Genomic DNA, 25,726 nt, shown 5'->3' with positions numbered 1-25,726 from the left:
CCGGCGTCAAGCCAGGCCGAGTTCCTGCATCCGGCTGGCGTGGGTGCGCTGCAACCGGTCGAAGAACTCCGACATCTGCAGCAGCCCGTCACCGCTGGAGATGACCAGATCGACGAGTTCGTCGTGATCGGCCATCACGTACTGGGCCTGGGTGATGGCCTCACCGAGCAGCCGCCGCGACCACAACGCCAGCCGATGACGCTGCCGGTCGCTGGCGGTGACGGCGGCGCGCACCTCGGCGACCACGAACTGGGAGTGGCCCGTCTCGGAGAGCACCGACCGCACCACGCCGGCCGCATCATCGGGTAGTACGTGGGCGATCTCGAGGTAGAAATCCGCGGCCAGCGCATCGCCGACATACGTCTTGACCAACGCCTCCAGCCATGTGCTCGGCGTCGTCAGTCGATGGTAATTCTCAAGTGCCGAAGCATATTTCGTCATTGCCGGGACGACGTCGACGTGGCGCTCGGCCAACGCGTCACGCAGCAGTTCGTAGTGCCGCATCTCGGCGGCGGCCATGCTGGCCATGCTGATCCGGCCGGCCAGATTCGGCGCCATCCGCGCCTCCTCGGTGAGCCGGTAGAAGGCCGCGACCTCGCCGTAGGCCAGCAGTGCGAACAGTTCGGTGACGCCGGGATGGTCGGCCGAGACGGCCGGCTGCGGCTCTGCACCCGGCTGCGCCGGGGACGTCTGAGACATGGGCCAACTCTAGACGCCAGGTGCCGTTGCGACCGAGCCGCGGACAAGCCAGCTATCATAGGGACAGGCAGCGGCTTGTTTACGGCTTCGCTGAGGCGCCGTCGCCTACGGCAATGTGCGTGCACGTGGTTCGGCCGGCCCGATCGACAGGGCAGGGCCCAGCGGGCTGACATCACCCCATCCGGGGAGAAGCGACCGCTTTCTCGTCATCTTCGTGCGCGCGTGACAACAGACGCGACGAGGAATGACACCGAAAGGCAGCAAGGCAGCGAAAGCTATGCCGACCACCATATGACCGCTCTGACCAGCAAATCGAATATCACCTTCGCCGACCTCGGCGTGCGCGACGAGATCGTCCGTGCACTCCTCGAGAGTGGCAAGGAGCACCCGTTCGCCATCCAGGAACTCACCCTGCCGCTCGCGCTGGCCGGTGAAGACCTGATCGGCCAGGCCCGCACCGGGATGGGTAAGACCCTCGCGTTCGGCGTCCCGCTACTGCACCGGGTGTCCACCGACCAGAACCGCCCGCTGACCGGCGCCCCGCGCGCCCTGATCGTCGTCCCGACCCGCGAGCTGTGTCTGCAGGTCTTCGACGACCTGACCACCGCGGCGAAGTACGTGCCGGGCCCGGACGGCCGCAAGTTGAAGGTCACCGCCATCTACGGCGGCCGCCCCTACGAACCGCAGATCGAGGCGCTTCAGAAGGGCGTCGACGTCGTCGTCGGCACCCCGGGCCGGCTGCTGGATCTGGCCCAGCAGGGCCATCTGCAGCTCGGCGGGCTGTCGGTGCTGGTGCTCGACGAGGCCGACGAGATGCTCGACCTGGGCTTCCTGCCCGATATCGAGCGCATCCTGCGGCTCACCCCGGACACCCGCCAGGCGATGTTGTTCTCGGCGACCATGCCGGATCCGATCATCACGCTGGCCCGGACGTTCATGAACCAGCCGACGCATATCCGTGCCGAAGCACCGCAGTCCTCACAGACCCACGACACCACCGAGCAGTTCGCCTACCGCGCCCACGCCCTGGACAAGGTCGAGATGGTCGCGCGCATCCTGCAGGCCGAGGGCCGCGGCGCGACGATGATCTTCACCCGCACCAAGCGCACCGCGCAGAAGGTGGCCGACGAACTGGGCGAGCGCGGTTTCAAGGTCGGCGCCGTGCACGGCGATCTGGGTCAGATCGCCCGTGAGAAGGCCCTCAAAGGCTTCCGCAACGGTGACGTCGACGTCCTGGTGGCCACCGACGTGGCCGCCCGCGGTATCGACATCGATGACATCACCCACGTGATCAACTTCCAGATCCCCGAGGACGAGCAGGCCTACGTGCACCGCATCGGTCGCACCGGCCGCGCCGGCAAGACCGGTATCGCCGTCACCTTGGTCGATTGGGACGAACTGCCCCGGTGGACGATGATCGACAAGGCGCTCGGGCTGAACACCCCAGATCCCGCCGAGACCTACTCGAACTCGCCCCATCTGTACACCGAACTGAATATCCCCACCGAGGCCAAGGGATCGATCGCGGCCCCACGCAAGCCCAAGACGCGCACCGCCGACGAGGGCGGCGAGCGGACCGAAAGGGCCGAGCGCCCGGCACGCACCCGCAGTCGGCGGCGCACCCGTGGTGGTCAGGGGGCGACCGGCCATCCCGAGCAGGTGGACGGCGCAGCTCTCAACGAGGTCGCCGTGACCGAGCTCAGTGGCACCGGTGAGACCTCCGAGGAGGGCACCGACGAAGCCGGTGGTGCGCCCAAGCGCCGGCGTCGCCGCCGTCCGCGTAAGGCCGCGACCCCCGCCGCCGGCTAAATGCCCGCACTCCCCCGACCGGAACGCCGCACCCGCGGTGACCTGGTGGCAGCCGCAGCCATCGCTGTCGTGGTGGCGGTGGTCGCCGCGCTGATCTGGTGGACCAGTGATGCGCGGGCCACGATCAGCACGCCGGCCGCCGCACCGGTGCCGAGCCTGAAACTCGCCGCGAAAGTTCCCGACGCTCTGCACGAGCTGTGGTCGACCCCGAGCGCCAAGACGACCCAGCCCCTGGTGGTCGCCGGTGCCGTCGTCACCGGCGACGGGCGCGAGGTCATCGGGCACGACCCGGCCAGTGGTGCGCGGCTGTGGTCCTATGCACGTGATCTCGACCTGTGCGGGGTGACCTGGGTCTACCAGTACGCGGTGGCGGTGTACCCGGACAACCGGGGCTGCGGACAGGTGAGCACCATCGACGCCCAGACCGGGCGCCGTGGCCCCACCCGGACGGCCTACGCGGACGCCGAGGTGACGCTGTCTTCGGACGGCACGACCGTGCTCTCGGCCGGTGACAGCCGACTGGAACTGTGGCGCTCGGACATGGTGCGCATGCTCAGTTGGGGCGCCCTGGACGCCCGGATCAAACCCGATGTGCCGCAGGACCCGCTGTGCCGACTGGTGTCCGCCGCGGCCAGCTCCTCGCAGGTATCGGTACTGGAGGGCTGCCCCAATCAGGCCGATATGCGCCTGACGATGCTGACGCCGTCGGACGAGGAGGACACTCCCAAGACGAAATTCCAGCAGCAGCCCGGTGTCTCGGTCGACTCCGACGCGCGGGTGATCGCGGTGTCCGACACCACCACCGCGCTGTACATCCCGACCCCGAAACCGACCGTGAACGTCGTGGACGACACCGGCACCGTCACGGCGAGCACCCTGCTGAACCAGCAGGTGTCCCCCCACGCCGCGGTATCCCATCCCGGTGACCTGATCACCTGGTGGACCGGCGATTCGGTGCTGGTGTTCGACGCGAATCAGCTGCGCTACAAGTACACGGTGGCACCGTCGGGATCCAACGCTCCGGTCGGGCCCGCGACGTTGATGGCCGGCGAGTTGCTGGTGCCGGTCACCTCGGGCTACGACGTGTTCAATCCCGAAACCGGTGCCGGGGTGCGCCATATCGACCTCAAGCGGCCGCCGTCGCAGGACCCGGTGATCCCCGCGGTGGCCGGGTCGACGCTGCTGGAGCAGCGCGGGGGCACCGTGGTGGCGCTGGGGTGATCCCCTCCGGCGCTGGGGCTCAGAGCTCCGGGGTGAACGTCGCCAGCGCCTTGCCGGTCTTCCAGTGTCGCAGCAGCGCGCCGGCCAGATCGCGATAAGCGTTGGCGCCCTTGTTCTTCCGGCCCGTCAGGACCGAGGCGCCGGAGGCTGTGGCCTCCGCGAACCGCACCGTGCGGGGAATCGGTGGAGCGAGCACCGGCAGGTTGTACCGGTCGACGACGTCGAAAAGCACGTCACGGCTGTGGGTGGTGCGCGAGTCGTAGAGCGTGGGCAGCGCACCGAGCAGCTTGAGATCCGGGTTGGTGATCTGCTGGACATCGCTGACGGTGCGCAGGAACTGGCCGACGCCGCGGTGCGCCAGCGTCTCGCACTGCAGCGGCACGATCACCTCATCGGCAGCCGTCAGACCGTTGAGCGTGAGCACCCCGAGCGACGGTGGACAGTCGATGATGATGACGTCGAACTGATCGGACACCTTGGCCAGGGCGCGCTTGAGCGCGTATTCACGGCCGGCCCGCATCAACAGCATCGCCTCGGCACCGGCCAGGTCGATATTGGCCGGCAGCACCGTCATGCCCTCGGCGGTGGTCACCAGCGCCGCACTGGGCTCCACGTCACCGAGCAGCACCTCGTGCACCGACACCGCCAGGTCGTCCGGATCCTGGCCCAGCGAGAACGTCAGACAGCCCTGCGGGTCCAGGTCGATCAGCAGCACCCGCTGCTTCAGCTCGACGAAGGCAGCACCCAGCGACGCCACCGTCGTGGTCTTGGCGACCCCACCCTTTTGATTGGCGACCGCTAGTACTCGCGTCACACCGACCATCCAAGCACGCGAGCATCCACTGCGGCCGGGCGTGGGGCAGAATCGGCCCGGTGGATCTCCCCCATCGCTTCGCTCGCCCGACAAGTTTCCCCGTCGCTGCGCTCGCCCCGAGATGAGCGTCCAGCAACACCGACTGTTCCTGCTTCGACACGGTGAGACCGAATGGTCGAAGATCGGCAAGCACACCGGCCGCACCGATCTCGAACTCACCGATGTCGGCAGGAGGCAGGCCGAACTCGCCGCGGAGGCGCTGGGTGATCTGCAGCTGCGCAACCCGCTGGTGGTGAGCAGTCCGCGCCGGCGCGCCCTGGTGACCGCCGAGCTGGCCGGGCTGACCGTCGACGAGGTCACGCCCCTGCTGGCCGAGTGGGATTACGGCGACTACGAAGGGCTCACCACACCGCAGATCAGGCAGTCCGTGCCGGGTTGGACGGTGTGGACGCATCCGTGCCCGGGCGGCGAGAGCATGGCCGATGTCACCGCACGGGCCGACGCGGCGCTGGAGTTGGCGCTGGGCCAGATGGTCGACCGTGATGTGGTGTTCGTCGGGCACGGCCACTTCTCCCGCTCGATGCTGACCCGATGGATCGAGTTGCCGGTGTCCGAGGGCATCCGGTTGTCGATGGCCGCGGCCTCGATCGCCGTATGCGGTTTCGAGCACGGCGTACGCCAGATCACCGCGCTGGGCCTGACCGGCCATGTGAACCCGTGCCTGCCGGCGTGACACCGTCGTTCGTGCTCTCCGGGCCGTCGGGCACCATGCTCGCCGACGGAGCCCTCCGGCACTATCCCCGGATACCCGACGCCCAAGAGGCGCTGCGGACCGGAGCCGCCACTATTGTGTTGGGCGCGTTGCCTTTTGACCTGAGCAAGCCCGCCGCGTTGTTCACCCCGGAGCGGGTGGAGTTCACCGACGCCCTGCCGGACTGGCCCGTCACGGCGGCCCCGACGGTGCGCGCACGCACGACCCTGCCCGCCGGCGAGGTGCACCGGGCCCGGGTCGCCGAAGCGGTGCGCCGGCTGCGCGGGTCGGCCCTGGACAAGGTGGTGCTGGCCCGCGCGCTGAAACTGACCGCCGACGACGGCTGGGATCCCCGCTCGGTGCTGCGCCGGCTGGCGAGCGCCGACCCGGCCGCCACCGTCTATCTGGCGGAGCTGGGATCGGCGGGCACGCTGGTCGGCGCCAGCCCCGAGCTGTTGGTGGCACGCGAGGGCGAGACGGTGATCTGTCAGCCGTTCGCCGGATCGGCTCCACGATCGGCGGACCCGGCCGTCGACGCCGCCCACGCCGCGGGGCTCGCGGCCTCCGAAAAGAACCGCCGCGAACACGCATTCGTCGTCGATGTGATGCGTAAGGCGCTCGACCCGCTGTGCGTGGAGCTGCAGATTGCACCCGAACCCGAGTTGCACGGCACCGACGCGCTGTGGCACCTGAGCACCCCGATTCGCGGCCGCTTGCGCGAAAGCAGCACCACCGCATTGGATCTCGCGCTGGCCCTGCACCCCACTCCGGCCGTCGGCGGGGTACCCACCGACGCAGCGGCCGCCCTCATCGCCGAACTCGAGGGTGACCGCGGCTTCTACGCGGGCGCGGTGGGCTGGTGTGACGCCCGCGGCGACGGCCGGTGGGTGGTGTCGATCCGCTGTGCGGTGCTCTCGGCCGACCGCCGCACCGCGCTGGCGCATGCCGGTGGCGGGATCGTCGCCGAATCGGATCCCGACGACGAGGTCGACGAAACCACCACCAAGTTCCGGACGATCCTGACAGGACTAGGAGTAGCGAATGAGTGAGTTGATCCGCTGGGCCCGACCCGGTGACGAGCCCGAGATCATCGGGATGATCCGGGAGCTCGCCGAGTTCGAGAACGCTTCCGACGAATGCACCGTCACCGAAGGGCACTTGCACACCGCCCTTTTCGGCCCGGAGCCGGTGGCGTACGCGCATGTGGTCGAGGTCGACGGACAGGCCGCGGCCACCGCGGTGTGGTTCCTGAACTTCTCCACCTGGGACGGGGTGACCGGGATCTACCTCGAAGACCTGTTCGTGCGCCCGGCATTTCGGCGGCGCGGTCTGGCCCGGAAGTTGTTGGCCACCTTGGCCGCCGAATGTGTGCGGCGCGGCGGCACCCGGCTGTCGTGGGCGGTGCTCAACTGGAATGTCAACGCGATCGCCCTGTACGACAGTGTCGGCGGCAAGCCGCAGACCGAGTGGACCACCTATCGGGTGTCCGGACCCGAACTGACCGCACTGGCGCAAGAGAGCGCCTGACCACACGCGACCGACAGGATCCGCGGCGGTTTCGGTCTCGGCCGGCCTGCGGTTGCGTAAATTCTTGACAAATCCCATCAGGCACTTGGTCCCCATCTGTCACTTCGGTGTTAATCTGCGGCCGGACCGGTGAGGTCGGAGCGGCGAAGGGATGCCGATGGCAGAGGTATCGGAGCAACACGCTGCCGCGGATCGGGGTGACAACGCGCCCGGATCAGGTACCAAACCCTCGGCGCTGTCTCGGCGAATCGACCGCTTCCAGCGTCGTCGGCTGCTCGCCAATGTCAGCATCCAGTCCAAGCTCGTGGTGATGTTGGTGCTGTGCACCATCGTGGCGGCCACCGTCGTCGGCATCATCGCTTTCCAGGCGGGCCGGACCTCACTGCGCGACTCCGCCTTCACCCGCCTGACGGAAGTGCGGCAGTCACAGTCGCGCGCGCTCCAGGAACAACTGAACGACCTGAAGAACTCGATGATCATCTACGCCCGGGGTGCCACCACCCGGAGCGCCCTGGCGGACTTCACCGCCGGATTCGACGCACTGGAGAACAAACCCCTCAGTCCGGCGCAGGCGCAGTCACTCACCGACTACTACACCAACACCTATCTCACACAGGTTCAGCAGGCCAGCGGGGTCAAGCTCGACGCCGACCAGTTGATCCCGCAGGACACCGCGCAGCGCTACCTCCAGGCCAACTACACCGCACTTCGGCAGAACGACGACACTGCCGTCAAGATGGACGACGCCCACGACGGCAGCCCGTGGTCGGCCGCCAACGCCCGATACCAGGATTTCTTCCGCGAGATCGTCACCCGCTTCGAGTTCGAGGACGCGATGCTCCTGGACACCCGCGGCAACATGGTCTACACCGCGTACAAAGACGTCGATCTGGGCACCAACATCCTGACCGGACCGTACAGCGGATCCAAGCTGCGTGCCGCATACCAGAAAGCCCTGTCCTCCAACGCAATCGACTATGTGGGATTCACCGATTTCGAGCTCTACCAACCCGCCGAGAACGAGCCGACGGCGTGGATGGTCACTCCGGTCGTGGCGGACGGTCACGCGGTGGGTGTACTCGCGATGCAGTTCCCGGCGTCGAAGATCAACAGGCTGATGACCTTCGACAAGCGCTGGACGGAGTTCGGCCTCGGTGACACCGGCGAAGTCTTCCTGGTCGGTCCCGACAATCTGATGCGCTCCGATTCCCGGGTTTTCCTGCAGGATCCGCAGGTCTACCGACACGATGTCGTCGAGGCCGGCACCCCGCGCGATATCGCCGACCGGGCCATCCAGTTGGGCGGCACCACGCTCGTCCAGCCCATCCCACCGGAGACCACGCGCGCGGCCGCGCGCGGTGAGTCGGGGACCCAGATCGCGACCGACTACCTCGGCAACAGATCGCTGCAGGCCTACGCCCCGGTGGTGATCCCCGATTCGGAACTGCACTGGTCCATCGTCGCGACGGTCAACACCGAGGAGGCCTTCGCCAGGGAGTCGACGTTCACCAGGACCATGGTGATGTCGACGGTCGGGATCATCTTCGCCGTCTGCGTGGCCTCGGTGTTCCTCGCCCAGCTGTTCGTCCGGCCGATTCGACGACTGGAAGCCGGCGCGCAACGGATCAGCGCCGGTGACTACGACGTCGCGATACCGATCGAGACGCGGGACGAGATCGGTGATCTGACCGAGGCATTCAACGAGATGAGCAGAAGCCTGACGGTCAAGGAGGAACTCCTCGTCGAGCAGCGTAAGGAGAATGCCCGACTGTTGGCACTGCTGATGCCCGAGCCGATCGCCGAGCGCTACCGGCAGGGTGAGGAGATCGCCGCCGAGGAGCATCAGGACGTCACGGTGATCTTCGCCGATATCGTCGGGCTCGACCGCCTCCAGGCCGAGCTGACCTCGGATCGCTCGCTGGCCCTGGTCAACGAGATCGAGCGCCAATTCGACGCCGCTGCAGACAGTCTCGGCATCGAGCGCGGCCGGGCGGTGCGCAACGGCTATCTGGGCAGTTGCGGCTTGAACGTGCCGCGGCTGGACAACGTGCGCCGGACGGTCGATTTCGCGGTGGAATGCCAGCGCATCATCGACCGGTTCAACAGCGAGACCAACAACAATCTGGGCCTGCGTGCCGGTATCGACACCGGCACGGTGAGCAGTGGTCTCGGCGGCCGCCATTCCGTCGTGTTCGACATGTGGGGAGCGGCGGTGAACGTCGCCTACCAGATCAAGAGCGGCTCGTCACAACTCGGGATCGACGTCACCGACCGGGTGTACCAAGCGCTGCGCGAGACGATGACCTTCACCTCCGTCGGCACGGTGAACGTGGACGGGCACGACGAACCCATCTGGCGATTGGTGGAGCCACGATGACGGCCGACGTCTTCACCTCGTCCTGGTTCTACTGGGCCGTCGGCATCGCGATCGGACTGCCGATCGGGCTGGTGCTGCTCACCGAGTGGCAGCATGCGCTGCGGCGGAAACAGAGCGCGCTGGCGCGACCGGTGACGGTGATGCGCAACTACCTGTTGCCGCTCGGTGCGCTGTTGCTGCTGCTGACCGAAGCCAGACAGGTTCCGGCCGAAGCCACCTCGGTCCGCACGGTCGCCACCCTCTTCGCCTTCGTCGTGCTGGTGCTGCTGCTGTCCGGGGTGAATGCCACCCTCTTCCAGGGCGCTCCCGCGGGCACCTGGCGCAAGCGGGTTCCGACGATCTTCGTCGATGTCGGGCGCTTCGTGCTGATCGCCGTCGGCTTGGCGCTGATCTTCTCCTACATCTGGGGCGCGAACGTCCGCGGCCTGTTCACCGCGCTCGGCATCACCTCGATCGTCATCGGTCTGACCTTGCAGAACTCGGTCGGCCAGATCATCTCCGGCCTGCTGATGCTGTTCGAGCAGCCGTTTCAGCTGGGCGACTGGCTGGACACCGCGGCCGCCCGCGGCCGGGTCGTCGAAGTCAATTGGCGCGCAGTCCACCTGGAAACCAGCACCGGATTGCAGATCACGCCGAACTCGGTACTGGCCGGCGCCTCGTTCACGAACCTCAGCCGGCCCGGCGACACCCACAAGATCACCGTGACCACGATCTTCTCGCTGGCCGATCCCCCCAATCAGGTGTGCGCTCTGCTGACCAGGGTGGCCGCCGAACTACCGCAGTTGCGCCCCGGCGGCACCGTGTCGTCGACACCTGTCGGCGGGCTGGAGTACCGCACGACGATCCCGCTGACCTCGCCCGCCGATGACGGGCCCGCCAAGACCACCTTCCTGCAATGGATCTGGTACGCGTCGCGGCGCGCGGGTCTGCATCTCGACGAGGCCGCAGACGATTTCACGACACCCGAGCGGATCGCCGCAGCGGTGGCCGAAGTGGTGGCACCGACGTTGCGACTGAACGCCGAACAGCAACAGGAGCTGATTCCCTCCGCCACGCTGGATCGCTACGGCGCCGACGAGGTGATCCAGCGCGCCGGTGAGGTGCCGGATCGTATGACGTTCATCCTGGCCGGTCGTGTCGCACTGACCACGGGAACCGGAGATGAACCGCGGCTGACGATCGGCACGCTCGAAGAGGGCGGGTTCCTCGGCCAGAGCACCCTGACCCGGCAGCCCGTCATCGGCTACGCGCATGCCCTCAGCGAGGTCACGGTGGTGCATGTGGACCGTGAGCACATCGAGTTGGTGGTCCAGCGGAACCCCCTGCTGCTGCAGGAATTCGGCCGCGCCATCGAGGACCGGCGAGCCAGCGCCCGGCGGGTGCTCAGCACCCGCACCGAGGGCTAGTCTTCACCGGTGGTCCAGTGCACGGCCGACGGGCTGAACAGCATGCCCAGCGTCAGTACGGCGAGCGCCGCGACGGCGAACCCGTAGGCCACCTGGTGCGAGGTGAACAGGTACCACGCCACGCCGAGCAGCAGCAGGTTGGCGAACACACCGATCCCGCGCCCCCAGCGTCGGCCGGTGATCAGCGCCCAGCCGCCGGCCAGCAGGCCGGCGCCCATGATCGCGAACCAGCCCGCGGTGCCGTAAGCGTTGAATCCCTGCGCATGTTTGTCGGTGCCGCCACTGGCCAGCACCGCGAGTACGACGGCCACGGCGAGGGCGGTGACCGCCTCCGCGGCCACCAGATAACCCGCGTAGCGCACGATCGGGGGCTGCAGGCTCATGTCAGCTTGGCGGCGAGATACCGCACCGCGTAGTCGTAGCCGGCGGGCCCGGCACCGGCGATGACGGCGTCGGCCACCGCCGAGACATAGGAGTGGTGCCGGAATTCCTCGCGGGCGTGGATATTGCTCAGGTGTACCTCCACGACCGGCAGGTCGACCGAGGACAGCGCATCGCGGATCGCGATCGAGGTGTGGCTGTAGGCGCCCGGGTTGATGATGATGCCGGCGCATTCGCCGCGGGCGGCATGGATCGCGTCGATCAACGCACCCTCGTGGTTGCTCTGCACCGCCCGCACCCCGAATCCGAGCTCGGCGGCGAGGGTGGTCACCGCGGCCTCGATCTCCGGCAGCGTGGTGGCGCCGTACACCTCGGGCTGCCGGGTACCCAGCAGGTTCAGGTTGGGCCCGTTGACGAGCAGCAGTAGGCGTTCGGTCACGTCCGTACGGTACCGAGGCGGCCCCGCTGAGCGGCAAGGCGCACCGGTGCATTGTCGGTCCCGTAACCGTCGTAGGCGCCGAACCGCTGCACGAATTCCAGGAACACGGTGCCGACCGTGCGGGTGTAGAAGTGGATGAAGTGACCGTGCGGTGACCGGTCGTAGAGCAGGTTGAGCTCGCGCAGTTCGGCCACGGTGTCCTCGGCCAAGCCGAACCGGCCGGACAGGTAGTCGTAGTAGTTGTCCGGTATGGCCAGGAACTGCAGCCCCGCGGCCTGTGCGGCGCGGGCCAGCGCGAGGACATCGGTGCAGGAGAACGCGACGTGCTGGGGCAGGCCCGCGCCGTCCAGGATGTGCGGCGCGACGTTCAGCGGCAACCGCACGGACTTGTCGGCGTTGTGCATGACCTGGCTGCGCACCAACCCGGTGGGCCCGGGCACCTCGGCCGGCTCCCCCGCGCTCAGGCCGAACACACTGGTGAGGAAGAGCACGGCATCCTCGGCGGTCTGCCAGGGCTGGGTGAGGTTGACGTGGTCGATCGCGGCCACCGGGCTCGGGCCCTGAGGTACACCGCGTTCGAACTCGGCGACCCAGGCGGGCTCGCTGCTCCAGAACATCTCGGTCCCGTCGGGGGCGACGGCGGCACCGAACGGCTGCTCGGCGGCGTACGTGCGCCGGTAGGCCACCGGCGCCATCAGTTCGGCCGCGCGCCGCGAGGTGGCCTCGGCATCGGGCACCTGCAGGCCGATGGCCGCGACGTGCGGCACCTGATCGCGAGCCTGCTGTTCGTTGAGCACCACCCGGGCCGCACCGGCCGACCACAGCGAGACCGGTTTGGTGCGGTGGCGTCCGCGCGGGGTGAAGCCGAGCTGGGTGAGCAGGACTTCCACCTCGCTGGTGTCCTCGGCCTTGATCTCCACGAAGTCGAAGCCGGTCGGCGGTGTGGCCTCGGTGAGGGTGTGGGCCACCTGATCGTCCAGCCACACCAGCGACCGAAGGGCGTGCACGGCGGTGTGACCGGGATCGGTCTGGCGGAAGGTGTCGTTGAAGACCTCCAGCGACAGCGGGCCGGTGTAGCCGGCGGCCAGCGTGTGGCGGACGAATCCGGCGAGGTCGAATGAGCCCTCGCCGGGGAACAGGCGATGATGGCGGCTCCACGACAACACGTCCATGGACAGTGCGGGCGCGTCCGCCAGTTGCAGGTAGAAGATCTTGTCGCCGGGGATGTCCGCGATTCCCGAAGGATCGTGCCCGCGCGAGAGCACATGGAAACTGTCAAGGCACACACCGACATTCGGGTGTGCGGCCAGTTCCACCACCCGCCAGGCGCGGCGGTAGTCGTCGATGAAGCGGCCCCAGGCCAGCGCCTCGAAGGCGATCCGCACACCGTACTCGGCGGCGAGCTCCCCCACGCGGCGCAACTGTTGCGCCGACACCTCGTCGGAGTCGATGGTCGCCGTGGCCACGTTGCTGCACACCAGCACGGTGTCGATACCGAGACGGCGGGCGGTGGCGAAGGTGGCCCCGGCTCGGCGCAGATTGTCGGCGAAGACGGCGTCGTCGACACCCTCCAGGTCGCGCAGGGGTTGGTAGAGGTCCAGCGACAGCCCCAGTCGGCGGGCCAGCTGGCGGATCTCCTCCGGTGAGTGATCACCGGCGATCAGGTCGGGTTCGAAGATCTCGACGCCGTCGAATCCCGCCGCCGCGCAGGCGTGCAGCTTCTCGACGAGCGAGCCGGAGAGCGAGACCGTGGCGATCGATGTCTTCATCATTCCTCCTGTGACGGGGGCCACTCTTGACATCAATGTACCAAATAGTTAATTGAGCCGGAAGCGGTGCACCGGCCGAAGCCGGTCACCAGTAAGCTCTGCCGTCATGGCCGCCAAGCCGAAAGCCGATCTGCAGCGTGATGCCGAACGCACCCGCGCGGAGCTGCTGGCGGTGGCGACCGAGGTGTTCGCCGAATCCGGCTACTCCGGCGCCCGGGTGGACGAGATCGCCGAGCGCACCCGCACCACCAAACGGATGATCTACTACTACTTCGGCGGCAAAGAGCAGCTCTACCTGGCCGTTCTGGAGAGCGCTTACCGTGGCATCCGCGATGCCGAGCAGAAACTGCGGGTGGATCACAAGAGCCCGGTGGAGGCCATCAGGATGCTGGCCGAGGTCACCTTCGACCACCACATCGCACACGATGCGTTCATCCGACTGGTCGCCATCGAGAACATCCACCGTGGTGAATTCATCACCCAGCTGCGTGAACTGCCCGAACTGTCCCGGCCGGCGACGTCCCTGCTGGACGAGATCCTGCGCGACGGCCGCGCCGCGGGCGTCTTCCGCGATGACGTCGACGCCCTGGACGTACACCTGGTGATCAGCTCCTACTGCGTGTTCCAGGTGGCCAACCGGTACACCTTCGGGTACCTGTTCGGGATCGACTTCTCCGATGTCTCCCAGCGCGCCCATCTGCGCCGGATGATCGGCGATGTGGTCGTCGGCTGGCTGACCAGTCAACCCTGACGTCACGAGACCCGCCTCACAATTCCTTCTTGACGCGACGCGCACCACAGTGCTCTACTTTGCGTACGTACTAGTTCGTACATTAAGGAGTGAGCGCAGATGACCACACCGCACCCCTACCTCGTGGGGCTGGTCGGCACCGGCGTCGGCCCTTCGCTCACGCCGGCCCTGCACATGACCGAAGGCCACGCCCAAGGCCTGGACTACGTGTACCGCACCCTGGACCTCAACGTGCTCGGCCTGTCCCCCGATCGCGTCGGCGACGTACTGAGCTGGGCCCGGACCCTGGGCTACGACGCCCTCAACATCACCCACCCGTGCAAGCAACTCGTCGTCGAGCACCTCGACGACATCGACGACACCGCGCGCGCCCTGGGCGCCGTCAACACCGTCGTGTTCCGCGGCGGGCGCGCGCACGGATACAACACCGACATCACCGGCTTCGCACACGGTTTCACCGAAGGCCTTCCCGGCGCGTCCACCTCGCACGTGATCCTGGTGGGCGCCGGCGGCGCCGGAACCGCGGTCGCCGCAGCCCTGCTGGGCCTGGGCACCGACCACCTGACCGTCGTGGACCTCGACGTCGACCGGGCCACCGCACTCGCGGGCGACCTGGCCGCCCGCCATCCGCAGGCCCATGTCGACGCATCCTCGTTCGACAAGCTTTCGGTGCTGCTGCCCGAGGCCGACGGCGTCGTACACGCCACCCCCACCGGGATGGCCGAACACCCGGGTATCGCCTTCGACACCGCGCTGCTGCACCCGGGTCTATGGGTGGCCGATATCGTCTACCGCCCGCTGGACACCGCCCTTCTCCAGACAGCCCGCGCCACCGGCTGCCGGACCCTCGACGGCGGCCATATGGCCGTGCACCAGGCCGTCGACGCCTTCGCCCTGATCACCGGTCTCGCACCGGACGCCGCCAGAATGTCCGCCCATTTTCGCAATCTCGTCGCGTAAGACAGCTCAGCCCAAGATAATTCGTTCATAGGAGAACCGATGACCACCACAGCGCATCCTCCCGAGACCGCATCCGGCCGAACCCCACGGCGCGCCGCCCTGGCCAGCTTCATGGGAAGTGCCGTCGAGTATTACGACTTCTTCCTGTTCGGGTCGGCCGCCGCGCTGATCTTCCCGCACGTGTTCTTCCCCTCGGGTGACGAAGCCGCGCTGGTGATGTCCTTCGCCACCTTCGGCTTCGCCTATGTGGCCCGACCGGTGGGCGCCTTCATCCTCGGCCACTTCGGCGACCGGATCGGCCGCCAGAAGGTCCTGATGTTCACCCTCGTGCTGATGGGGCTGTCCACCTTCCTCATCGGCTGCCTGCCCACCTTCGAGACCATCGGCTGGGCCGCCCCCGCCCTGCTGGTGATCTGCCGTCTGATGCAGGGCTTCTCGGCCGCCGGCGAGCAGGCCGGTGCCAGCTCGCTCACCCTGGAGCACTCCCCCGACCACCAGCGCGCCTACTACACCTCGTGGACGCTGACCGGGACTCAGGGCGGCCTGATCCTGGCCTCGCTCGTGCTCATCCCGTTCGTGTCGCTGCCCGACGAGGCCAAGTACAGCTGGGGCTGGCGGGTGCCGTTCTGGCTGAGCGCCGTGGTGGTCGTGGTGGCCTACTTCATCCGCCGCCAACTGCACGAGACGCCGCAGTTCACCGAGGCCAAGGCCGCGGGCACCATCGCCCGGATGCCGCTCATCCCCCTGCTGCGCAACCACTGGGCCGACGTGCTGCGGGTCATCTTCTGCGCCTTCATCGCCGCCGTGTCCACCGTGTTCGGCAACCTGGCCATCGCCTACGGCAAGAAGGTGGGCCTGCCCGCCGATGTCACGCTCTGGCTGGTCGTGGTGGCCAACGTGTTCGCACTCGTCACCCAGCCGCTGTTCGGCAAGCTGGCCGACCGGATCGGGCGCAAGCCGGTGTTCATCTACGGCGCGCTGTCCTCGGCGGTGCTGATGCCCTTCTACATGCTCTCGATGAGTGAGGGCAATCAGCTGCTGACCTTCGTCCTCGCGGTGGCCACCTTCTCGTTCGGCTACGCCGCGGCCAACGCGGTCTGGCCGTCCTTCTACGGGGAGATGTTCGCCACCCCCGTGCGGTTCTCCGGTGTCGCGATCGGTACCCAATTGGGTTTCCTGGTGGCCGGTTTCGCCCCCACCATCGTCACCGCACTGGGTGGCGTGCGCGAGGGCGGCTGGGCGGTCATCAGCATCTTCACCGCCGTGGTCTGTGTGATCGCCGCGGCCGCGGCACTCACCGCCCGCGAGACGCGCGATGTGCCCACCGATCTGCTGGGCCAGAAGGCGCCCGCCGACCACCTCGTCCGGCACTGAATCACAGGAGACGATATGACCGCCCGCATCGACACCAACCCCGACAGCGCATCGGCGAGCCAGGCTGAGGTCAACGCCGAGATGTCCGCCATCGAAACCGCCTACCTGCAAACGGGTATCGAAGAATTCCAACCGAGACTGGACTACGCGCCCTACCGCAGCAGCCTGCTGCGCCATCCCACCAAGGATCTGCACCACGCCGATCCCGAGACGCTCGAGATGTGGTCACCCGTTTTCGGGGAGCGCGATGTGCACCGCCTGGAATCAGATCTGACCATCCAGCACAACGGTGATCCGATCGGTGAGCGCATCGTCGTGACGGGCCGCATCGTCGACGGCGACGGACGTCCGGTGCCCCGCCAGCTGGTGGAGATCTGGCAGGCCAACTCCGCGGGACGCTACATCCACAAACGCGACCAGCACCATGCGCCACTGGATCCGAACTTCACCGGCGTCGGTCGCTGCCTCACCGACGACGACGGGACCTACCACTTCACCACCATCAAACCCGGCCCGTACCCGTGGAAGAACCACCACAACGCCTGGCGGCCGGCCCACATCCACTTCTCCTTGTTCGGCACCGATTTCACCCAGCGGATGATCACCCAGATGTACTTTCCCGGCGACCCGCTGTTCCGGTTGGACCCGATCTACCAGTCCATCACCGATCAAAAGGCGCGTGACCGACTCGTCGCCACCTACGATCACGACGTCACCAGCCACGAATGGGCCACCGGCTACCGCTGGGACATCGTGCTGACCGGTTCGCACCGCACGCATTTCGAGGAGGACCACCGATGAGCACGCTGCTGACGCCGACCCCGGGCCAGACCATCGGACCGTTCTACGGTTACGCCCTGCCCTTCGAACGCGGGAATGAGCTTGTGCCACCTGGTGTTCCGGGCTCCATCAGGTTCCACGGCACCGTCACCGACGGCGCGGGAAAGCCGGTACCCGATGTGATGCTGGAGATCTGGCAAGCCGACGCGACCGGCCAGGTACCGCACACCGCGGGCTCGCTGCACCGGGACGGCTGGTCGTTCACCGGCTGGGGCCGGGTATCCACCGATGACGAGGGGCATTTCAGCTTCACCACCGTCGAACCCGGCGCCACCGATCCGGGTAAGGCTCCGTTCATCGCCGTCACGGTGTTCGGCCGCGGGCTGCTGAACCGCCTGTTCACCCGCGCCTACCTCCCCGATCCCGGCCCGGATGCGTTGCTGGACAGCCTGCCCGCCGGCCGCCGCGACACCCTGATCGCGCAGCGTGACCAGCACGGACTCCGTTTCGATATCCGGTTGCAGGGCGAGGCGGAGACGGTGTTCCTGCGCTTCCCCGGCCAGTGAGCGACCTGTTCTGGCCCGGCGACCACCGCGCCGGGACTGCGATGGCTGAGGAGTCTTTGTTCACGGCTCTGGTGACAGCCGAAAATGCCTGGCTGGCAACCCTCGTCGCCGCCGGTATCGCACCGCGGGCCGCCGCCGCCGATCTCGGCACACTGACCGGCGATGCGGATATCGCCGACATCGCGGCGGGCGCGGAAGCCGACGGCAACCCCGTGACGGGACTGGTCGGCCTGCTGCGGGACCGTGCCGGTGCAGCTACCGCGCGGTGGCTGCACCGCGGACTCACCAGTCAGGACGTGCTGGACACCGCGCTGATGCTGTGCCTGCGGGATGCCGTCGCCGCGCTGGCCGGTGCACTCGACCAGCAGGTGCACGCCCTGATCGGGCTGACCGAACGGCACCGGGCCACCCCGATGCTGACCCGTACGCTCACCCAGCCCGCACTGCCCGGGACGGCGGCGCGCAAGTTCGCGAACTGGCTGGCCGGCATTCTGGACGCCATCGACACGCTCAAAGCACTTCCCGCCCGGCCCGTTTCGGCCGGCGGGGCGGCCGGAACGCTGGCCGCGACCACCGAACTGGCCGGCTCCGCGGAGGCGGCGCTCGCGTTGGCGGCGGCCTGGGCAGACAAATTGGGCCTGGCACAGGCGTTTCCGTGGCACACCACGCGTGCGGTGATCACCCGCACCGGTGATGCGCTCGTCGGCTGCTGCGATGCGTGGGGGCACATCGCCAACGACATCGCCGCGGGCGTGCGCGCCGGCGAACTCGCCGAAGGATCCGGCGGCGGGTCATCGACCATGCCGCACAAGAGCAATCCGGTGCTGACCGTGCTGTTGCGCCGAACAGCGCTGACGGCCCCACACCTGGGCGCCACCCTGCACGCGGCGTCCGCGGCCAGCGTCGACGAACGCGCCGACGGTGGCTGGCATGCCGAGTGGGCGACCCTGCGGACCCTCGTCCGACGCACCCTGGTGGCCGCGTCCCAGGCCACCGAACTGTTGTCCGGGCTGCGCGTCGACACCGCGCGGGCCACCACCCATCAGCGGGAAGCACAGGGTATCTACGCCGAACAGCAGACCATGGCCGGCCTGACCGGCCGGACCCCGGCCGCGCAGTATCTGGGTGCCACCGACGTGCTGGTGGATCTGGTGCTGCAGCGAGCCCGCAACCATCTCAAGGAGGCACAGTGAGCGGCTACGACGACGGCATGGCGGTGCGGCGGGCGGTGCTCGGCGACGCGCATGTCGACCGCGCCATCGACACCACCACCGATTTCACCGCCGACTTCCAGGACCTGATCACCCGCTACGCCTGGGGTGATATCTGGACCCGGCCCGGCCTGGACCGACGCAGCCGCTCACTGATCACGCTGACCGCTCTGGTGGCCCGCGGCCATCACGAGGAGTTGGCGATGCACGTTCGCGCGGCACGGCGCAACGGTCTGACCGTGGACGAGATCAAGGAACTGTTGTTGCAGACCGCGATCTACTGTGGGGTCCCCGACGCCAACACCGCGTTCCGGATCGCTGCGCGCGTGCTGACCGACGACGGCGATCTCTGAGCGTTTCCGTATCGGAAACGTATCGGTGTCGCGATACGTGATGTACACCATGCCCGCGGTCGCGTTGCATGGACGGATGACGATCAGCGTGGCCGAACGCGCCGAACTGCGATCCGCGGTGCGCGATCTGCTCTCCAGCCAGGCACCGGGTGAGTTCGATCGGGCACTGTGGCACAAACTGGCCGCCCAGGGCGTGGCCGGACTGCTGGTGGGCACCGAATACGGCGGGGTCGGCCTGGGCGCCCAGGAGTTGGAGGCGGTGGCCGAGGAGACCGGCGCGGCCTTGCTGCCCGCCCCGTTCCTGGCCAGCGCCGTGCTCACGGTCGCGCTCATCGAGGCGGCGGGCACGGAGCAGGACCGCCGCCGCCTGTTGCCGGGCCTGGCCGACGGCAGCCGGATCGGCACCGTCGCGCTCACGGGTGCGACCGGCACGTGGTCCCCCGGCGGCGTGGCGGTACGGGCAGACGGCGATACCCTGCACGGCACCGCGCATTACGTGTTGCATGGGCAGATCGCCGATGTGCTGCTGGTGGTGGCGCGCATCGGCCACGACTTCGGCGTGTTCGAGGTGGCGCCGGAAGCACCGGGCCTGCAGCGCACCGCGGCAACGGTTTTCGATCCCTCCACGCCGCTGTCCGTCTTCGCCTTCGATGGGGTCCCGGCTCGCAGGCTCGGCACCGCCGGATGGGACGCGGTGCAGCGCGCCCTCGATTTGGCGGTGATCGCGCTGGCCGGTGAGCAGGCCGGCGGGGCGCGGCGGATCTTCGAGATCACCGTCGACTACCTGAAGACCCGGATCCAGTTCGGCCGGCCGATCGGCAGCTTCCAGGCGCTCAAGCACATGGCGGCCGATCTGCTGCTGGAGGTCGAATCCGCGACCTCGGCCGCCCAGCATGCGGCCGCGCAGTTCGGCACCGAGAATGCCGACGCGGCAATCGCACTCGCCGCATTCACCTGCGCGCAGGTGTATCACACCACTGCCATGCAGGCCATCCAGATGCACGGCGGAATCGGCTTCACCTGGGAGCATCCGGCACACCGATTCCTGCGCCGGGCACGCACCGGCGTGCCGTTGTTCGGCAGTCCCGCGCAGTTCCGAGAACGCTACCTGGTCGCAAAGGGGGCCTGACATGTCGGACCATTCCCCGTCGCTTCGCTCGCCCCAGGACCATTCCCCGTCGCTGCGCTCGCCCCAGGACGACCTGCGGACCGAGGTCCGCGAATGGCTGGCCCACCATTGGACCGGCCTGCCCAAATCCACTGACCCGTGGTCCAGCTCACCGGAGAAGATCGCCTGGCTGGAGAAGGTGCTCGACGCCGGCTACGCCGTGCCCACCTACCCCACCCAGTGGTTCGGCCGCGCGTACCCCAACGAGTTGGCCGTCATCATCGAGCAGGAGTTCCGTGCGGTCAAAGCGCCGGGAGCCCGGCAGGACAAATACAGCATCCCGGCCAACACCGTGCTCACGTTCGGCAGCGATGACCTGAAAGCCCAACTGCTACGCGGCTTCATCACCGAACGATCCCGCACCTGCCTGCTCTACAGCGAGCCCGGCGCCGGATCGGACCTGGCCGCGGTGCGCACCACGGCGGTGCGCGACGGCGACGACTGGGTGATCAACGGCCAGAAGGTGTGGACCTCGGGCGCGGCGACAGCGGAGTACGGACTGCTGATCGCGCGCACCGACTGGGATGTGCCCAAACACAAGGGCATCAGCTTCTTCGTGATCCCGATGCGCCAGCCCGGGATCGAGGTGCGGCCGCTGGTCCAGATCACCGGGGAATCCCATTTCAACGAGGTGTTCATCACCGATGCGCGGGTGCCCGACGCCAACCTGATCGGCGGCGAGGGCAACGGCTGGCGGGTGCTCCAGACGGCGCTGGCCTATGAGCGGTCGGTCATGGGCGACGCCGGTCGCTCGTCCCGCAACCGGTCCCGGGCCGACAGTCTGATCGAACTGGCCCGCGACCACGACCGCCTGGACGATCCCGCGATCCGCGGGCAACTGGCGGAGGTCCTGGCGCTGCGCGAACTGAACGCGCTGAACAACGCCCGCGCCAAAGCCGCGACCGCACAGGGTACGTCGAGCTCGATCATGTCCCTGGGCAAACTCGCGATGTCGCGCATCCTGCACTCCGAAGCCGCGTTGAAGACCGAGATCATCGGCGCCGAGGCGCTTTTGGCCGGACCCGACAACGCCGAGGCCGACGACGTCAACTTCCTGGCGCTCAACGCCTTCTTCACCTCCATCGGCGGCGGCACCGACCAGATCCAGCGCAACATCATCGGTGAGCGGGTGCTGGGACTGCCCAAGGAGCCCGAAGTGGACCGCGACATCCCGTTCCGCGAGGCTCGGCGGAGCTGAGCGTATGAATCCCCGTCGCTCCGCTCGCCCCAGTGTGACTTACGACCCGCCGCTGTCCGGTGTCCGGATCCTGGACCTGTCCTCCGGCCCGATGACCGCCGTCGGCCGGCTGCTCGCCGACCTCGGCGCAGAGGTCACCCCGGTACTGCTGCCGGGCGTCACCGAGGACAGACCTGTTGGTCCGCATATCGATTCGGTTCCGTTGACGACGGCGATCAATCGGCACGGAATGACTCCGCTGGAGGTCGACGCCGCAGACTGGAGCCGGCTGCTCGGCGACGCGGACATCCTCATCGAGAACACCGCCCCAGGTTCCGCGGCCGAGCAGGCGCTGTCCGTCACCACGATCCGCACCCGGCACCCGGGCCTGGTGATCCTGTCCCTCAGCGATTTCGGCCGGGACACCCGATTCAGCGGCTGGCAGGCCACCACCCCGGTGTTGCACGCCCTGAGCAGCGAGCTGTCCCGCTCGGGTATCCCGGGACGCGAGCCCCTGGTCCCGCCGGCGCACCAGCTGCCCTATCACGTCGCCGCCGCACAGGCCGCCGTCATGACGATCAGCGTGTTCCTGGACCGATTACGCACCGGCGCAGGGGATCTCATCGACTTCTCGGTGCTCGAAGGCGCGATGCAGACCCTCGACCCGCCGTTCGGCACGGCGGGGACGGCGTCGGCCGGTGTCGCCCTGAACGCGCAGCGCCGCAATTGGGATGCCGAACAACTGCGTTACCCCATCATCGCCTGCAAGGACGGGCACGTCCGGATCTGCCTGTTGGCCAAACGGCAGTGGCAGGGCATGTTCGAATGGATGGGCCGGCCCGACGAATTCGCCGACCCGTCGTTCAACGGCCTGCGCGTGCGGTTGAGCTCGCCGGCCCTGCTGGCGGCGATCGGCCGGTTCTGCGCCGATCGGACCCGCGCCGAGTTGGAGGTCGAGGGCCAGCGCCACGGCGTGCCCACCGCCGCGGTGCTCACGCTGCCCGAGGCGCTGCGTACCGAGCAGGTCGAACAGCGTGGTTTCTTCCGCGAGGTGGAACTCGAGGCCGGGCTCCGCGTACCGGTCCCGGTCGGTGTGGCCGAGATCGACGGTCACCGGGCCAGCGCACTCAACGCCCCCGATACCGCCGCCGGCGCACCCCGCAGCGCGCCGATCCTGGCCGACCGGCCCCGTCGTCACGAGGGCCTGCCGCTGGAGGGGGTGCGGGTACTCGATCTCGGCGTGATCGTGGTGGGCAGCGATACCGGCCGGCTGTTCGGCGATCTGGGCGCCGACGTGGTGAAGATCGAGAACTCCGCGTTCCCGGATGGGCTGCGCGGCAACCTGACCACCGTGAGCCACACCTATGCGGCCGGACACCGCAACAAACGGTCGATCGGCCTCGATCTGCGCGGCGCCGAGGGGCGTGCATTGGCGCACCGCCTCGTCGAGATCTCCGATGTGGTGCTGACCAATTTCAAACCCGGGGTGGCCGCGAGCCTCGGGATGGACCACGCCACCTTGAGCGCGATCAATCCCGGCATCGTGGTGGTGGACAGTTCGGCGTTCGGGCCCACCGGGCCGTGGGCCACGCGGATGGGCTACGGCCCGCTGGTGCGGGCAGCGGCAGGCTTCACCGACCTCTGGGTGTACCCGGGTGAACCGGAGACATTCTGCGACACCGTGACCGTCTACCCCGACCACGTCGCCGCCCGGATCGGGGCGCTGAGCGCGCTGACCCTGCTGCTGCGCAGGGAACGCACCGGCACCGGCGGTGCGGTCAGCGTGGCGCAGTCGGAGGTGATGCTCAGCCATCTGGCCGCCGAGATCGCCGGCGAGGTACTGGCCCGCCGTGGACACACCCGCACCGACAGTGCCGAACCCGACGCGCCGTGGGGACTGTTCCCCGCGTCCGGTGCGGATGCCTGGGTCGCGGTGACCGTCCGCGACGCCGCCGACCGCGAGGCACTGCGCACCGTGATCGGCACCGAGGACCTGCGCGAATGGACGGCTCGGCGGACTCCGGCCGAGGCCATGGAGCTGCTGCAGGCCGCGGGCGTCCCCGCGGGTGCGGTTTTCCACGCGGCTGACGTACCGGACTGGGAGTACTACGTCGCGCGCCGCGATTTCCGGGAGGAGTTGCACCCGCATGGGGCCGAGCCATTCGTGTTGGAGAACGTGCAGATCCACTCCGAGCGGATCGCCGATCCGCCACTGCGGCAGGCGCCGCTGCTGGGGGAACAGACCCGGGAGATCGCCCGCGAGCTGTTGGGACTACCCGATCCGCAGATCGACGACCTCCTCGCGCGCGGCGTGCTGGAGATCGCCGGCACCTGAGCCTCGTACGATGCGGGGATCATGGGTATCGACATCACCCGGTTGCGATACTTCGTCGCAGTCGCCGACGAACTGCACTTCAAACGTGCCGCCGACCGGCTGATGATCACCCCTCCCCCGCTCAGCAAGCAGATCAAGCTGCTGGAACGCGAACTCGGCGGGCCGTTGTTCGAACGCAACTACCACGAGGTCCGACTCACCCCGCTGGGCACGCAACTGCTCGAGCCGGCGCGCGACATCCTGCGCCGGGTCGACGACCTGAGCGCGGCCGCGGCACGGATCACCGGTGCCGCCGCGCCCGTGCGGATCGGCGCCACCGCCTACGCACCGTCGGATTTCCTTGCGCTACTGGAGACCACGGTTGCCGCCCTGCCCGTCCCGGCAGAGTTCAGCCTGCCAGGCTCGGCCGCCGAGGTGACCGCCAAGCTGGTGTCCGGGAACCTGGACATCGGACTCATCCATCTGCCGTCCTCGGACAAGCGCCTGCAGCACCGCGTGGTGGCCCGGTATCCGGGCGCCATCGCGGTCCGCTACGACGATCCGCTGGCCGCCCACGATCTGGTCACCATCGAGGCGCTGCGCGACCGGGACGTGGTGATCGACTTCGCCCGGCCCAACCCGGTGGTGCTGGCCGGCCTCACCCGCAGCCTCAATGCCCGCGGCATCACCAGAATCGTGCGCACCACCAACCAACTCGGCGGTGAGCTTGAGATGGCCACCCAGGTGTTCAACCGCCAGCTGGTCGCGGTGGTCACCTACGCACCGGCGTCCTTCATCGGCCGGATCTTCTCACCGCCGGAGTTCAAACTCATTCCCATCGACGAAAGCACGTGGGCCCCAGCACAGATCGCGCTCGCATGGGTGACAGCCCAGCCGGACGCGGAGGCACTGGTGGATCAGCTCGCCGGCGAACTGGAGCTGGCACGTGCCCGGCCGTGACACCTGCCCCTGCGGGTCCGGTACGGATTACGACGAGTGCTGTGGCGCGTTGCATCGCGGCGAGCGGTCCGCTGCCACCGCCGAAGCGCTGATGCGTTCGCGTTTCAGCGCTTTCGCCCTCGGCGCGGTCGAGTACCTGCTGGCCAGCTGGGATCCGGCCACCCGGCCCGCTGGGCTGGAATTGGACGACACCATGGCCTGGCGCCGGCTGCAGATCGTGGACACCGAAGCCGGCGGGCCGGCTGACGCGACCGGAATCGTCGAATTCCGCGCCCAGTACGTTGCCCACGGTCGGCGGCAGATCCTGCACGAGCGCAGCCGGTTCCGTCGTGGTCGTGACGGCGCGTGGCGCTATGTCGACGGCATCTTCCCAGGAGAGCGAACGTAGGCTGGCGGACATGCGGACGACGAAGGTGATCGGGCTGGCGGTGGGTGCCCTGGTGATCGGTTTGCTGGCGGCGCCCGTGGCCCAGGCCGATACCGCGGACGGCTCGCTGACCGATGACCAGGTGCTCACCGCGTTCGACGTGCAGAATCCGGCGATCGGCCGGCTTGATCCGGCGCTGCTCACCGCCATCCAGAATGCCACGACCGCGGCGGCAGCCGACGGCGTCACCATGACCATCACCTCCGGCTGGCGCTCCCCCGAATTCCAGCAGCGCCTCCTCGACGACGCGGTGGCCACGTACGGCAGCCTGGCGGCGGCCCGTCAGTACGTGCAGACCCCGGAGCACTCCAAGCACGTCTTCGGTGCCGCGGTCGACGTCGGCGGGACAGGTGCCGACCAATGGCTGATCACCAACGGTGCCCGATTCGGGCTGTGCCGGACGTACGCCAACGAACTGTGGCATTTCGAACTGACCGCCGACCCGTACGGGAACTGCCCGGCGCTGCTGCCCGACGCCGCGGGCTGATGTTG

The 25,726-nt window shown here is 68.2% G+C and carries 25 protein-coding genes; 20 read left to right on the top strand and 5 right to left on the bottom strand.

All coding sequences use genetic code 11. From position 1 onward, the window contains the following. Positions 1 to 6 precede the first annotated feature (6 nt). Complete coding sequence (locus FHU31_RS09030) at positions 7 to 699, bottom strand: ferritin-like fold-containing protein (RefSeq protein WP_090355654.1); 693 nt, start codon at positions 697 to 699, stop codon at positions 7 to 9. Positions 700 to 990: 291 nt separating this feature from the next. Between FHU31_RS09030 and FHU31_RS09025 the strand changes: the two genes are divergently transcribed. Next, positions 991 to 2,508 (top strand): DEAD/DEAH box helicase, encoded by a 1,518-nt coding sequence (locus tag FHU31_RS09025; protein WP_167157594.1) that lies wholly within the window; start codon positions 991 to 993, stop codon positions 2,506 to 2,508. Beyond that, positions 2,509 to 3,729: an Rv3212 family protein gene (locus FHU31_RS09020; RefSeq protein ID WP_167157592.1), complete on the top strand. Its 1,221-nt coding sequence runs from the start codon at positions 2,509 to 2,511 to the stop codon at positions 3,727 to 3,729. 19 nt (positions 3,730 to 3,748) lie between these two features. On the opposite strand, the gene FHU31_RS09015 is transcribed toward FHU31_RS09020, so the two are convergent. Beyond that, positions 3,749 to 4,552 carry a ParA family protein gene (locus FHU31_RS09015; RefSeq protein WP_167157590.1) on the bottom strand — a complete coding sequence of 268 codons (804 nt, stop codon included), beginning with the start codon at positions 4,550 to 4,552 and terminating at the stop codon, positions 3,749 to 3,751. Positions 4,553 to 4,664: 112 nt separating this feature from the next. Here FHU31_RS09015 and FHU31_RS09010 point away from each other — a divergent pair, with 112 nt between their 5' ends. The 5 genes from FHU31_RS09010 to FHU31_RS08990 all read left to right on the top strand — a co-directional run bounded on the left by FHU31_RS09010 (position 4,665) and on the right by FHU31_RS08990 (position 10,604). Further along, positions 4,665 to 5,276: an acid phosphatase gene (locus FHU31_RS09010; protein ID WP_167157588.1), complete on the top strand. Its 612-nt coding sequence runs from the start codon at positions 4,665 to 4,667 to the stop codon at positions 5,274 to 5,276. Positions 5,277 to 5,311: 35 nt separating this feature from the next. Continuing rightward, on the top strand, positions 5,312 to 6,343 hold the full coding sequence (locus FHU31_RS09005; protein WP_234901354.1) for an isochorismate synthase: 1,032 nt from the start codon (positions 5,312 to 5,314) through the stop codon (positions 6,341 to 6,343). Further along, complete coding sequence (locus FHU31_RS09000) at positions 6,336 to 6,821, top strand: GNAT family N-acetyltransferase (RefSeq protein ID WP_167157584.1); 486 nt, start codon at positions 6,336 to 6,338, stop codon at positions 6,819 to 6,821. The genes FHU31_RS09005 and FHU31_RS09000 overlap by 8 nt, the downstream gene beginning before the upstream one ends. 157 nt (positions 6,822 to 6,978) lie before the next feature. Next, positions 6,979 to 9,198, top strand: a complete 2,220-nt coding sequence (locus FHU31_RS08995) for an adenylate/guanylate cyclase domain-containing protein (protein ID WP_167157582.1) — start codon at positions 6,979 to 6,981, stop codon at positions 9,196 to 9,198. Beyond that, positions 9,195 to 10,604, top strand: a complete 1,410-nt coding sequence (locus FHU31_RS08990) for a mechanosensitive ion channel family protein (protein WP_167157580.1) — start codon at positions 9,195 to 9,197, stop codon at positions 10,602 to 10,604. The genes FHU31_RS08995 and FHU31_RS08990 overlap by 4 nt, the downstream gene beginning before the upstream one ends. On the opposite strand, the gene FHU31_RS08985 is transcribed toward FHU31_RS08990, so the two are convergent. Genes FHU31_RS08985 through FHU31_RS08975 form a run of 3 tightly spaced genes read right to left on the bottom strand, consistent with a single transcriptional unit; the run spans position 10,601 to position 13,193 of the window. Then, entirely contained in the window at positions 10,601 to 10,987 is a 387-nt protein-coding gene (locus FHU31_RS08985; RefSeq protein ID WP_167157578.1) for a hypothetical protein, read from the bottom strand. The genes FHU31_RS08990 and FHU31_RS08985 overlap by 4 nt on opposite strands. Next, on the bottom strand, positions 10,984 to 11,424 hold the full coding sequence (aroQ, locus tag FHU31_RS08980; RefSeq protein ID WP_167157576.1) for a type II 3-dehydroquinate dehydratase: 441 nt from the start codon (positions 11,422 to 11,424) through the stop codon (positions 10,984 to 10,986). Before aroQ ends, FHU31_RS08985 begins: the two co-directional genes overlap by 4 nt. Then, complete coding sequence (locus tag FHU31_RS08975) at positions 11,421 to 13,193, bottom strand: sugar phosphate isomerase/epimerase and 4-hydroxyphenylpyruvate domain-containing protein (protein ID WP_167157574.1); 1,773 nt, start codon at positions 13,191 to 13,193, stop codon at positions 11,421 to 11,423. Before FHU31_RS08975 ends, aroQ begins: the two co-directional genes overlap by 4 nt. 106 nt (positions 13,194 to 13,299) lie before the next feature. Between FHU31_RS08975 and FHU31_RS08970 the strand changes: the two genes are divergently transcribed. From FHU31_RS08970 to FHU31_RS08910, 13 genes are all read left to right on the top strand, one after another. Then, positions 13,300 to 13,944 carry a TetR/AcrR family transcriptional regulator gene (locus FHU31_RS08970; protein WP_167157572.1) on the top strand — a complete coding sequence of 215 codons (645 nt, stop codon included), beginning with the start codon at positions 13,300 to 13,302 and terminating at the stop codon, positions 13,942 to 13,944. A gap of 99 nt (positions 13,945 to 14,043) precedes the next feature. After that, entirely contained in the window at positions 14,044 to 14,904 is an 861-nt protein-coding gene (locus tag FHU31_RS08965; RefSeq protein WP_167157570.1) for a shikimate dehydrogenase, read from the top strand. A 39-nt stretch (positions 14,905 to 14,943) separates the two neighbouring features. Beyond that, on the top strand, positions 14,944 to 16,278 hold the full coding sequence (locus tag FHU31_RS08960; protein ID WP_167157568.1) for an MFS transporter: 1,335 nt from the start codon (positions 14,944 to 14,946) through the stop codon (positions 16,276 to 16,278). Positions 16,279 to 16,293: 15 nt separating this feature from the next. After that, positions 16,294 to 17,079: a protocatechuate 3,4-dioxygenase subunit beta gene (pcaH, locus tag FHU31_RS08955; RefSeq protein WP_167157566.1), complete on the top strand. Its 786-nt coding sequence runs from the start codon at positions 16,294 to 16,296 to the stop codon at positions 17,077 to 17,079. Continuing rightward, positions 17,076 to 17,624 (top strand): protocatechuate 3,4-dioxygenase subunit alpha, encoded by a 549-nt coding sequence (gene pcaG / locus FHU31_RS08950; RefSeq protein ID WP_167157564.1) that lies wholly within the window; start codon positions 17,076 to 17,078, stop codon positions 17,622 to 17,624. The genes pcaH and pcaG overlap by 4 nt, the downstream gene beginning before the upstream one ends. Then, positions 17,621 to 18,817 carry a lyase family protein gene (locus FHU31_RS08945; RefSeq protein ID WP_167157562.1) on the top strand — a complete coding sequence of 399 codons (1,197 nt, stop codon included), beginning with the start codon at positions 17,621 to 17,623 and terminating at the stop codon, positions 18,815 to 18,817. The genes pcaG and FHU31_RS08945 overlap by 4 nt, the downstream gene beginning before the upstream one ends. Next, on the top strand, positions 18,814 to 19,188 hold the full coding sequence (gene pcaC / locus FHU31_RS08940; protein ID WP_263987917.1) for a 4-carboxymuconolactone decarboxylase: 375 nt from the start codon (positions 18,814 to 18,816) through the stop codon (positions 19,186 to 19,188). The genes FHU31_RS08945 and pcaC overlap by 4 nt, the downstream gene beginning before the upstream one ends. 76 nt (positions 19,189 to 19,264) lie before the next feature. Next, on the top strand, positions 19,265 to 20,317 hold the full coding sequence (locus tag FHU31_RS08935; RefSeq protein ID WP_167157560.1) for an acyl-CoA dehydrogenase family protein: 1,053 nt from the start codon (positions 19,265 to 19,267) through the stop codon (positions 20,315 to 20,317). Position 20,318: 1 nt separating this feature from the next. Next, positions 20,319 to 21,554, top strand: a complete 1,236-nt coding sequence (locus tag FHU31_RS08930; RefSeq protein WP_167157558.1) for an acyl-CoA dehydrogenase family protein — start codon at positions 20,319 to 20,321, stop codon at positions 21,552 to 21,554. A gap of 4 nt (positions 21,555 to 21,558) precedes the next feature. Then, positions 21,559 to 23,868, top strand: coding sequence for a CaiB/BaiF CoA-transferase family protein (locus FHU31_RS08925; protein ID WP_167157555.1), 2,310 nt, complete (start codon positions 21,559 to 21,561; stop codon positions 23,866 to 23,868). Between the two features lie 21 nt (positions 23,869 to 23,889). Continuing rightward, positions 23,890 to 24,807, top strand: coding sequence for a LysR family transcriptional regulator (locus FHU31_RS08920; protein WP_167157553.1), 918 nt, complete (start codon positions 23,890 to 23,892; stop codon positions 24,805 to 24,807). Beyond that, positions 24,794 to 25,195 carry a YchJ family protein gene (locus FHU31_RS08915; protein ID WP_167157551.1) on the top strand — a complete coding sequence of 134 codons (402 nt, stop codon included), beginning with the start codon at positions 24,794 to 24,796 and terminating at the stop codon, positions 25,193 to 25,195. The genes FHU31_RS08920 and FHU31_RS08915 overlap by 14 nt, the downstream gene beginning before the upstream one ends. 10 nt (positions 25,196 to 25,205) lie before the next feature. Next, entirely contained in the window at positions 25,206 to 25,721 is a 516-nt protein-coding gene (locus tag FHU31_RS08910; protein ID WP_167157549.1) for a M15 family metallopeptidase, read from the top strand. Positions 25,722 to 25,726: the final 5 nt, after the last annotated feature.

It is taken from the genome of Mycolicibacterium fluoranthenivorans, from assembly GCF_011758805.1.
Lineage (GTDB): Bacteria > Actinomycetota > Actinomycetes > Mycobacteriales > Mycobacteriaceae > Mycobacterium > Mycobacterium fluoranthenivorans.
This window is presented reverse-complemented; position numbering and strand designations above follow the sequence as displayed.

Coding starts and splice junctions, on each gene's coding strand:
- FHU31_RS09030 (WP_090355654.1), bottom strand. CDS start 699: ATGTCTCAGACGTCCCCGGCGCAGCCGGGTGCAGAGCCGCAGCCGGCC.
- FHU31_RS09025 (WP_167157594.1), top strand. CDS start 991: ATGACCGCTCTGACCAGCAAATCGAATATCACCTTCGCCGACCTCGGC.
- FHU31_RS09020 (WP_167157592.1), top strand. CDS start 2,509: ATGCCCGCACTCCCCCGACCGGAACGCCGCACCCGCGGTGACCTGGTG.
- FHU31_RS09015 (WP_167157590.1), bottom strand. CDS start 4,552: ATGGTCGGTGTGACGCGAGTACTAGCGGTCGCCAATCAAAAGGGTGGG.
- FHU31_RS09010 (WP_167157588.1), top strand. CDS start 4,665: ATGAGCGTCCAGCAACACCGACTGTTCCTGCTTCGACACGGTGAGACC.
- FHU31_RS09005 (WP_234901354.1), top strand. CDS start 5,312: ATGCTCGCCGACGGAGCCCTCCGGCACTATCCCCGGATACCCGACGCC.
- FHU31_RS09000 (WP_167157584.1), top strand. CDS start 6,336: ATGAGTGAGTTGATCCGCTGGGCCCGACCCGGTGACGAGCCCGAGATC.
- FHU31_RS08995 (WP_167157582.1), top strand. CDS start 6,979: ATGGCAGAGGTATCGGAGCAACACGCTGCCGCGGATCGGGGTGACAAC.
- FHU31_RS08990 (WP_167157580.1), top strand. CDS start 9,195: ATGACGGCCGACGTCTTCACCTCGTCCTGGTTCTACTGGGCCGTCGGC.
- FHU31_RS08985 (WP_167157578.1), bottom strand. CDS start 10,987: ATGAGCCTGCAGCCCCCGATCGTGCGCTACGCGGGTTATCTGGTGGCC.
- FHU31_RS08975 (WP_167157574.1), bottom strand. CDS start 13,193: ATGAAGACATCGATCGCCACGGTCTCGCTCTCCGGCTCGCTCGTCGAG.
- FHU31_RS08970 (WP_167157572.1), top strand. CDS start 13,300: ATGGCCGCCAAGCCGAAAGCCGATCTGCAGCGTGATGCCGAACGCACC.
- FHU31_RS08965 (WP_167157570.1), top strand. CDS start 14,044: ATGACCACACCGCACCCCTACCTCGTGGGGCTGGTCGGCACCGGCGTC.
- FHU31_RS08960 (WP_167157568.1), top strand. CDS start 14,944: ATGACCACCACAGCGCATCCTCCCGAGACCGCATCCGGCCGAACCCCA.
- pcaH (WP_167157566.1), top strand. CDS start 16,294: ATGACCGCCCGCATCGACACCAACCCCGACAGCGCATCGGCGAGCCAG.
- pcaG (WP_167157564.1), top strand. CDS start 17,076: ATGAGCACGCTGCTGACGCCGACCCCGGGCCAGACCATCGGACCGTTC.
- FHU31_RS08935 (WP_167157560.1), top strand. CDS start 19,265: ATGACGATCAGCGTGGCCGAACGCGCCGAACTGCGATCCGCGGTGCGC.
- FHU31_RS08930 (WP_167157558.1), top strand. CDS start 20,319: ATGTCGGACCATTCCCCGTCGCTTCGCTCGCCCCAGGACCATTCCCCG.
- FHU31_RS08925 (WP_167157555.1), top strand. CDS start 21,559: ATGAATCCCCGTCGCTCCGCTCGCCCCAGTGTGACTTACGACCCGCCG.
- FHU31_RS08920 (WP_167157553.1), top strand. CDS start 23,890: ATGGGTATCGACATCACCCGGTTGCGATACTTCGTCGCAGTCGCCGAC.
- FHU31_RS08910 (WP_167157549.1), top strand. CDS start 25,206: ATGCGGACGACGAAGGTGATCGGGCTGGCGGTGGGTGCCCTGGTGATC.